The organism is Mycobacterium sp., assembly GCF_039583805.1.
Taxonomy (GTDB): domain Bacteria; phylum Actinomycetota; class Actinomycetes; order Mycobacteriales; family Mycobacteriaceae; genus Mycobacterium.
On the sequence record NZ_JAVKSH010000145.1, the window covers coordinates 1,342 to 6,851 of the forward strand.

5 protein-coding genes are annotated in these 5,510 nt (G+C 70.0%); 1 reads left to right on the forward strand and 4 read right to left on the reverse strand.

Annotated features, from left to right (window positions below):
* From ABDW21_RS15675 to ABDW21_RS15690, 4 genes are all read right to left on the reverse strand, one after another.
* A partial coding sequence (locus ABDW21_RS15675) for a PhoH family protein (RefSeq protein ID WP_343710699.1) occupies positions 1-1,291 on the reverse strand: 1,291 nt, incomplete at its 3' end.
* A gap of 181 nt (positions 1,292-1,472) precedes the next feature.
* Complete coding sequence (locus tag ABDW21_RS15680) at positions 1,473-2,300, reverse strand: acyl-ACP desaturase (protein ID WP_343710700.1); 828 nt, start codon at positions 2,298-2,300, stop codon at positions 1,473-1,475.
* A gap of 52 nt (positions 2,301-2,352) precedes the next feature.
* Positions 2,353-3,633 (reverse strand): serine hydroxymethyltransferase, encoded by a 1,281-nt coding sequence (glyA, locus tag ABDW21_RS15685; RefSeq protein WP_343710702.1) that lies wholly within the window; start codon positions 3,631-3,633, stop codon positions 2,353-2,355.
* A gap of 49 nt (positions 3,634-3,682) precedes the next feature.
* The gene (locus tag ABDW21_RS15690; protein ID WP_343600771.1) at positions 3,683-4,903 is read right to left on the reverse strand and encodes a DUF885 domain-containing protein; all 1,221 of its coding nucleotides are present in this window, start codon (positions 4,901-4,903) and stop codon (positions 3,683-3,685) included.
* Positions 4,904-5,076: 173 nt separating this feature from the next.
* Between ABDW21_RS15690 and ABDW21_RS15695 the strand changes: the two genes are divergently transcribed.
* Positions 5,077-5,510 (forward strand): DMT family transporter (locus ABDW21_RS15695; protein WP_343710701.1); only part of this gene is annotated, 434 nt, incomplete at its 3' end.

Below are 5,510 nucleotides of genomic sequence, written 5' to 3' on the forward strand. Positions count from 1 at the left end.
GGCTGATCTCCTCCAACATCTCGGTGACCAGCGCAGCGATCGGCGAGCGTTCGCTGCGCAGCAGCGTGATATGCGCGAACAGCGGGTGGCCCTTGAGCTTCTCGATCACCGCCACCACCCCGTCGTGACGGCCGACACGCAGGTTGTCGCGCTGCGCGACGTCGTGGGTCAACACCACCCGCGACCCGGCGCCCAGCCGGGACAGCACGGTCAGCAGCACGTTGCGTTCCAGCGACTGCGCCTCGTCGACGATGACGAACGAGTCGTGCAGGGAGCGGCCGCGAATGTGGGTCAGCGGCAGCACCTCGAGCATGCCCCGCGAGAGCACCTCGTCGAGCACCGCCGGGCTGGCCAGGCCCTCCAGCGTGTCGAAGACGGCCTGCGCCCACGGCCCCATCTTCTCGCTCTCGCTGCCGGGCAGGTAGCCCAGATCCTGGCCGCCGACGGCGTACAGCGGGCGGAACACCATCACCTTGCGGTGGGTCCGCCGCTCCAGCACGGCCTCCAGCCCGGCGCACAGCGCCAGTGCCGACTTCCCGGTGCCGGCCTTGCCGCCCAGCGACACGATACCCACCGACTCGTCGAGCAGCAGGTCCAGCGCCACCCGCTGCTCGGCGGAGCGGCCGTGCAGCCCGAATGCCTCACGGTCACCGCGTACCAGCTGTACGCGTTTATGCGCGTTGACCCGACCGAGCGCGTGCGAGCTGCCGCCGAGCAACCGAATCCCGGTGTGGCAGGGCAGTTCCCGGGCTGAACCCAGGTCGATCTCGCCGTCGGCGAACAACGCGTCGATGTCCTCGGCGGTGGCCTCGATCTCGGCCATCCCGGTCCACCCGGAGGTGACGACGTCCTGGGCGTGGTATTCGTCGGCGGCCAGACCCACCGCGCCGGCTTTCACGCGCAGCGGAATGTCCTTGCTCACCAACGTGACTCGCTTGCCTTCGGCGGCCAGGTTGGCCGCGCAGCTCAAGATGCGGGAGTCGTTGCTGTCGGTGCGGAAGCCTGCGGGCAACACCGCCGGGTCGCTGTGGTTGAGTTCGACGTGCAGCGTACCGCCTTGTGTGCCAACGGAAAAAGGCTGGTCGAGGCGACCGTGTTCAAGCCGGAGGTCGTCGAACAGACGCAGCGCCTGGCGAGCGAACCAGCCCAGCTCGTGGTGATGGCGTTTGGCCTCCAGCTCGCTGATCACGACCAGCGGGACGACCACCTCGTGTTCGGCGAACCGGATGCACGCCCACGGGTCGGACAACAGCACCGAGGTGTCCAGCACATACGTCCGGATATCGGTCACGGAGGGCTCCTCGAGCCGCGCGGCCCCACGCGGAGGTGTCGGCGGGGGCTGCGGCACCAGGACCGGGGCCGGTCCTGTCGTCGTTACACGTGGTGCCGTCGAGACAGCAGCGCATGTTGCTAGCCATCGATCGCGACGCTACTCGCATCAGCGCATGCCCGCCGTGCAGGCGCGCCGGGGTCTACGGCGTGACGAACCGCGCCAGCTCGGGCGCCTCGGCCACACCCCACGCAGTGATGCGGTCGCAGATCACCTCGCGCAGCTGCTCGGCGCCGAAGATCCCGGCATCAGCCATTTTCTGCACCTTGTCGCGATATGCGTCGATATCAGCACCGACGACGTCGAGCTCGGCCGCCCGCGCGGCGATCGCGGCGACCGTCTCATCGTGGGTGTAGGACAGGCAATGCGCGACGAGGTTGGCGAAGAATTCCTCGTGGCGCTCTTCGTCCTTGGCGATCCGCCCGATGAGACCGGCGAGCACCGGCTCCTCGATCTGCGCGGCCAGGTTGCGGCAGAACACCGCGTGCGCGCGCTCGAAGAACGCCATGTAGACCAACGTCTCGACCTGGCTGTACCGGTCGGCCCGGTAGCCCTTCACCACGTGCTCGACACGCACCTGCTCGTTGGCGGTCGGGTCGACCTCGCGGGTCACCACGAGGTATTCGCGCAGCGCGATGGCGTGCAGGTGCTCCTCGGCGGTCCACCGGCCCAGCCACTGGCCCCACATCTGCTCCAGGATGAAGTGCTCGACGAGCTCGCGGTGCCGGCCGGCCAGGTTGTCCTTGGTGATCAGCAGGATCTCGCAGGCGTCGGTGACCACCCGGGGCAGCGTCACCGTCGAGGGGTCCCAGTCCCGCCCGCCGAGGAAAGCGAAGTTCTCGCCCTGGTCGAACGGCACATAGTCGTGGGCGAACCAGAGGTCCTCGGTGGTGAGGTGACGGTCCAGGTTCTGCCCGACGACCGGCTCGAGTTCAAGCGTCAACGCGTTGGGGACAGGTTTCTGTGCCATGCAGTAACTGTAACCGAGGTTCACATGTGTTGTGAACCTCGCCGGCCGCGTGTCAGCCGTCGACCAGCTTCCAGTCCTCGAGCCCCTCGTAGAGCGGGAAAGTCCGGGCCAACCGGGTCACCCGGTCTCGCAGCCCGGCCACGTCGGCCCCCGAGCCGGCCGCCAGCGCGGTGGCGATGATGTCGGCGACCTCGCCGAACTCGTCGTCGCCGAACCCGCGGGTCGCCAGAGCGGGGGTACCGACCCGCAGGCCCGACGTCACCATCGGCGGCCGCGGGTCGTTGGGGACGGCGTTGCGGTTGACCGTGATGCCGATCACGTGCAGCAGGTCCTCGGCGGCCCGGCCGTCCAGCGGCGAGTCGCGCAGGTCGACCAGCACCAGGTGGACGTCGGTGCCGCCGCTGACCACCGACACCCCGGCGTCGGCGACGTCGCCGGCCAGCAGCCGCTCGGCGATGATCTTCGCCCCGGACAGCGTGCGCTGCTGGCGTTCGGCGAACTCCGGTGTGCCGGCGATCTTGAGCGCGACGGCCTTGCCGGCGATCACGTGCATCAGCGGCCCGCCCTGCTGGCCGGGGAACACCGCGGAGTTGATCGCCTTGGCGAACTCCTGGCGGCCCAGGATCAACCCGGAGCGCGCGCCGCCGAGCGTCTTGTGCACGGTGGTGGACACCACGCCGGCGTGCGGCACCGGGGACGGGTGCAGGCCGGCGGCGACCAGGCCGGCGAAATGCGCCATGTCCGCCCACAGCACCGCCCCCACCTCGTCGGCGATCGAGGCGAACGCCGCGAAGTCGAGGATCCGCGGGTACGCCGACCAGCCGGCGATGATCACCTTCGGGCGGAAGGCCCGCGCTTGATCCCGAACCGAGTCCATGTCGATCAGGTGCGTCGTCGGGTCCACGCCGTAGAAGCCGGTCTCGTACAGCTTGCCCGAGAAGTTCAACCGCATGCCGTGGGTCAGATGCCCGCCGTTGGCCAGGTCCAGGCCCAGCAGGCGCTCACCGGGAGTCATCAGCGCCGCCAGCACCGCGGCGTTGGCCTGCGCGCCCGAGTGCGGCTGGACGTTGGCGAACTCCGCGCCGAACAGCGCCTTGGCCCGGTCGCGGGCGATGTTCTCCACGGCGTCGACGTGTTCGCAGCCGCCGTAGTAACGGCGCCCCGGCAGCCCCTCGGCGTACTTGTTGGTCAGCACGCTGCCCTGGGCCTGCAGCACCGAGCGCGGGACGAAGTTCTCCGAGGCGATCATCTCCAGCGTGTCGCGCTGGCGGCCCAGCTCCTTGGCCAGCAGGTCGGCGATGTCGGGGTCGACCTCGGCCAGCGGGGCCGACATCACGGAGGTGGCGGCGTGGGTGTGGGGTGCGGCGGTCACGCGCGCAAGTCTATCGGTGCAGATTCGACGCAACCACCGGCTCGTCGAGCAGGCGCCCGAACCGCTCGGTCAGGCCGACACCGGCTGGCCGGTCGTCGAGCCAGCGCCGCAGCAACCGGTAGCCCTCCACGTAGGTGCTGGTGTAAGCGCGCCACAGCGGCGAGGACAGAAACCGCATCATCTGGGCGGCGCGGGCGTCGGGCAGCAGCAGCCAGCGCCGCAGGAAGTCGGTCACCTCGTCGGCGTCGCGGTGCTCGTCGTGCAGCATCAGCGCCGCGTCCTGACGCACACCGGCCAGCGCCGCGGACGCCTCCGACACCGCCTCGGCTCGTTCGCCGTCGAAGCGCAACCCCAGGTCGGCGTAGATGTCGGCGGCCCAGGCGCCCCAGCCCGGCCCGACCGCCACGTGCAGCGCCAGGTCGGCCAGGCCCTCGGCGATCAGGCACTGCGGGGTGTTGACCAAGAAGATGGTGTGTTCGGCTTGGCCCGCTCGCCGGACCAGCCCGGCCTCCTTGCGGCAGTGCTCGGTGTGGTGACCCGGATAGGACTCGTGGGCGACCAGCCGGGGCAGGTTCGCCATCAGCTGCGGGACGTCGGCGTTGACGGCCACCGTCGAGCGGTAGTCGCCCAGGTAGTAGTTGAATCCCGACCACGGCTTGTCGCTCACGACCTGGTAGTCGATGGTCTCGGTGTCGGGCAGAGGGTAGTCGGCGCGCACCCGGTCGCGCAGCGCGCTGGAGAACGCCTCGATGCACTCGGCCAGCCGGTGCGGCGGAATCTCGTCGGCCGCGCGGTGGGCGGCCATCCGCTCGGCCAGCGGGCCGCTGCCGCCCAGCACCTCGTCGAGCCGGGCGTGCGCCTGCCGGTAGGAGTCGGCGTCGCCCTTGGCGATCTCGACGTCGAAGTAGGCCCGCACCTCGTCGACGAAGCCGATGGCCTCGCCGGCGAACCTGCGCCCGGCGCAGGCCAGGGCGCGCAGGTGGGCGGCCAGGTAGTCGGCGCGGGCCTGGTCAAAGCCGTCACGCCGCGGCACATCTGGGACTGCCGCGCGCAGCCGGTCGGCTTGGCGGGCGAGGTCGGCCGGATCGGGTGCCGGCTCGCCGGCCACCGCCCGGCGCAGCACCGGGTCGCCGGTGAAGGCGTCGACGTAGCCGGACTGGATCCGGTCGAAGCGCAAACCCAGCAGCAGGTATTCGCCGACCAGCGCAGCGGCGTGCGGGTTAGGCTCCACAGCTGTCCACGCTATCGGGACGCCGACCGGCCCGGGCGGCGCGGCGTCGCAGCGGCCCGCATGCCGCCACCACGTGTTGCATTCGCCAAGTCGGGGAACAGAGACGGTGTGCCCGCATCGAAACCGACCCATACCGAAATCGACACAGACCGAAATCGACACAGAGGATGCTGATGGCCAAGATGGAAATCGCCGCTCTGTTCGCCCTGGGTGCTGCGCTGTGCGTTGCGCTCGGCGACGTGCTGCAGCAACGCGCGGCGCACCGGATCACCGACACAACCAGGAGCAACATCGAGCTGTTCGCCAAGCTGCTGGGTAATCGACGGTGGCGGTGGGGAGCCCTGCTGTTGATCGCCAGCATCGCCTTGCAGGCGGCCGCGCTGGACCAGGGTTCGGTGCTGCTGGTGCAGGCCCTGCTGGTGCTTTCGCTGCTGTTCGCGCTGCCGATCAGCGCCCGCTTGTCCGACCGCGCCGTGAGCGGCCGGGAGTGGGTCTGGGCCGTCGTGCTGACGGCTGCGGTGACCGTGATCGTCACGGTCGGCAACCCGCAAGCCGGACAGTCGCGGGCATCTCTTCAGACCTGGGCGGTTGTGACGGCGGTGCTGGG